Here is a 2,940-nt window from a genome sequence, read left to right as displayed (position 1 = left end):
CGGGCCATCGCCACACGCTACGAAAAGACAGCCGCCAGCTTCATGGGCATCCTCTACCTCGCCGCCGCACTCGATTGGCTCAAGCGATGACACGCCCTAGCCCGCCTGGGCTTTCAGCGTTTCCATCATCTTGTGCGTCAGCGTCGTGAAGTCATTGGGCTGGACGTTGAGGTAGGCGCGGAGGTGCTTCTCGGTCGGAAATCGATCTTCATCGACCGCGAATTTCCCGTAAGATTTCGAGGTCCGCTTGGCGTAGAGAGCGGTGAGGTCGTCGATCACGCGTTGCATCGTCTGAGTCACTTTCAGATCGCTTTTTCCGTGCTTAACGACGAAGGCCCCCTGGGTTTTGGTCAGGTCGTGGATCGCGACGCGGATAATGGTGTTTGTCACCTGCCCTCCCAGCGGCGAATGCAACGACCTCAGGTGTCGTTCACTGCGGCCGAGACTGGCTTGGCGCAAGGACGCTGACGACCCAACCGGTCGCGCCGAGGCGGTGCGAAACGGCGTCGAAGGTTTTGCCGTCGCGACCCGCGAACCCTGAAGGAGGGTGGATGCCATGCCTCGCAATGCTTCACGAATGAACAGATCGCCTTTGCCCTGCGGCAGGCGGAGAATGGCGCCACGGTGGACCAGGTCTGCCGGAAGATGGGCGTCTCTGAGCCGACCTTTTATCGCTGGAAGAAACAGTTCGTCGGCATGGGTGTGCCGGAGATCCGACGGCTCAAGCAGCTGCAGGACGAGAACGGCAAGCTCAAACGGCTGGTCGCCGACCTGACGCTGGACCGCTCCATGCTGCAGGACGTCCTTAAGCGACCCGAAGGGCGGCGTCAGCAAAAGTGGTGAGGCTCGCCGCTCGTCCCAGCGCTACAGGAAGCGATCCGACCCTCAGGTCGCGCTGCGGATGCGTTTGAAGGAGTTGGCCGCCGCGCGGGTACGCTATGGCTATCGGCGGCTGCACATCCTGTTGCGACGGGAGGGCTGGGCCGTGAACCACAAGCGAACCTGCCGGATATACCGGGATGAGGGGCTGTCGATCCGGTCCAAGCTGCCCAATCGCAAGCGAGCCTGGCGCTACCGTCAGGGTCGACCGGCGATCGGTGGACCCAATGAGGTCTGGGCGATGGAGTTCATGTCCGATCGCCTCTTCGACAGGCGTCCGTTCCGGATCCTGACCGTCGTCGATTGCCACACGCGAGAGGCGCTCTCGCTCACCCCGAGAGCCAACTTCCGCGCCTACCAGGTGACCGGGGCCCTGGACGCCTTGGTCCGGCTGCGAGGTCGACCCAAAAGCCTGCGGGTGGACAACGGACCGGAGTTCGCCGGGCGCATGCTCGACCAGTGGGCCTATCTGAACGGGGTCGAGATCGACTTCTCCCGACCGGGCAAGCCGACCGACAACGCCTACATCGAGTCGTTCAACGGCCGTCTGCGGGCGGAATGATGCCGTTCGCCCCGCCGGGCATGATCGCGTCCGTGAAGACAAGCTTGAACCCGTCTCCCCTTTGCGACGGACACGCAGCCCCCTCACGAAGCACGATCCACTCGGAATTATTGCAACGGGAAGTCAGGAATTTTCTCTTCCGGCTATGATTTTTTTGAAACTTCACCTCTCGCAGGGCCGTAACGAGCGATGATCCCACATAACGGGTTCGGAACTTGGAGATACGTATGACCAGCATGTTTAAGGTCGCCAGCTTCACCCTCGCCATGGCGCTTACCGGCGCAGGCGCGTTTGGCACGGCGGTCCAGGCGGCGGAAGAGAAGACGGTAATGGTCGGCGGGGCGCCGATGTACCCGTCCAAGACCATCGTCGAGAACGCGGTCAACTCGAAAGACCACACTACCCTGGTTGCCGCTGTGAAGGCCGCCGGCCTCGTCGAGACGCTCTCCGGGAAGGGCCCGTTCACGGTGTTCGCGCCGACCAACGCCGCCTTCGCCAAGCTTCCAGCCGGCACCGTCGACACCTTGGTGAAGCCTGAGAGCAAGGCGACGCTGACCAAGATCCTGACCTACCATGTGGTGTCCGGCACCATGACGGCGGCCGATCTCCAGAAGGCGATTAAGGCCGGTGGTGGCAAGGCCATGCTGAAGACGGTCGAGGGCGGTAGCCTGACTGCTGAGGAGAAGGGCGGTAAGATTGAGCTCGTCGACGGCAAGGGCGGCAAGTCGACCGTCACTATCGCCGACGTGATGCAGTCGAACGGCGTGATCCACGTCGTCGACACGGTCCTGATGCCAAAGTAGGTTCCGAATTTAGAGCGAAGCAAGGCTGTCCGGGCACGGTCCGGGCAGCTTTTTGTTATCCTGATCGTACGTCGGTGGAAGTTATAATGGGGGCCCTTGGTCCCGCTCAAAGGTACGCCCGGCGGTTATTTTGGATGTAATGTGAGATTGATCGCATCCTTGCGCTCAATGAGAGCTTAAGGTCGGTAAAGATCTTATTTCGGGCGATACGCCTCATGCTCTCATTATCGACGATGAAACCCATCATCGTGATGGGTGACGACCAGCATTCTGGAGGACGCGGGTTCCAGGCGCTGGAGGCCATGCACGTCGCCAATTGTAGCACCCTAGGCGGAAAGGCACGTCCGCTTCGCTAAGCGTCTGTCACTGAGCAGGAAGACTGAAAACCACCTGTTGCAGACCTCGGGAAGGTCCGCTTTCGGGCGACCTCGGGGACAAAGAACTACGACTAGATCGGGTGGATTTTTGCCCATCCGCTTTTAGAGGCCGTAGCCACAAGACCGGACTTTCACCTAGGCCAAGCTGTTCGATGGAGTTGCGCCCGACCCAGTTATTCGCTGGCTTGCAGCGGTATTTTCGGAACGGACCTGGGCTGGCTCTTAGGGCGTGTCATCGCTTGAGCCAATCGAGTGCGGCGGCGAGGTAGAGGATGCCCATGAAGCTGGCGGCTGTCTTTTCGTAGCGTGTGGCGATGGC

Annotated in this window: 2 protein-coding genes and 3 pseudogenes; 3 read left to right on the top strand and 2 right to left on the bottom strand. The window is 60.9% G+C overall.

The window, feature by feature from the left end; all coding sequences use genetic code 11:
* Positions 1-90: pseudogene (locus ASF32_RS25585) on the top strand (IS5/IS1182 family transposase); the annotation flags it as partial.
* A 6-nt stretch (positions 91-96) separates the two neighbouring features.
* Here the strand turns inward: ASF32_RS25585 and ASF32_RS18510 are convergent.
* Positions 97-558 (bottom strand): nucleoid-associated protein, encoded by a 462-nt coding sequence (locus ASF32_RS18510; protein ID WP_082490470.1) that lies wholly within the window; start codon positions 556-558, stop codon positions 97-99.
* Here ASF32_RS18510 and ASF32_RS25580 point away from each other — a divergent pair.
* Positions 538-1,438, top strand: a pseudogene (locus tag ASF32_RS25580) (IS3 family transposase); the annotation flags it as partial. The gene ASF32_RS18510 and the pseudogene ASF32_RS25580 overlap by 21 nt on opposite strands.
* 269 nt (positions 1,439-1,707) lie before the next feature.
* Entirely contained in the window at positions 1,708-2,244 is a 537-nt protein-coding gene (locus ASF32_RS18495; RefSeq protein ID WP_244483681.1) for a fasciclin domain-containing protein, read from the top strand.
* A 609-nt stretch (positions 2,245-2,853) separates the two neighbouring features.
* Here the strand turns inward: ASF32_RS18495 and ASF32_RS25575 are convergent.
* A pseudogene (locus ASF32_RS25575) lies at positions 2,854-2,940 on the bottom strand (IS5/IS1182 family transposase); the annotation flags it as partial.

It is taken from the genome of Methylobacterium sp. Leaf91, from assembly GCF_001422815.1.
Classification (GTDB): domain Bacteria; phylum Pseudomonadota; class Alphaproteobacteria; order Rhizobiales; family Beijerinckiaceae; genus Methylobacterium.
The sequence above is the reverse complement of the archived record's forward strand: the minus strand, read 5'-3'. Positions and strand labels throughout refer to the sequence as shown.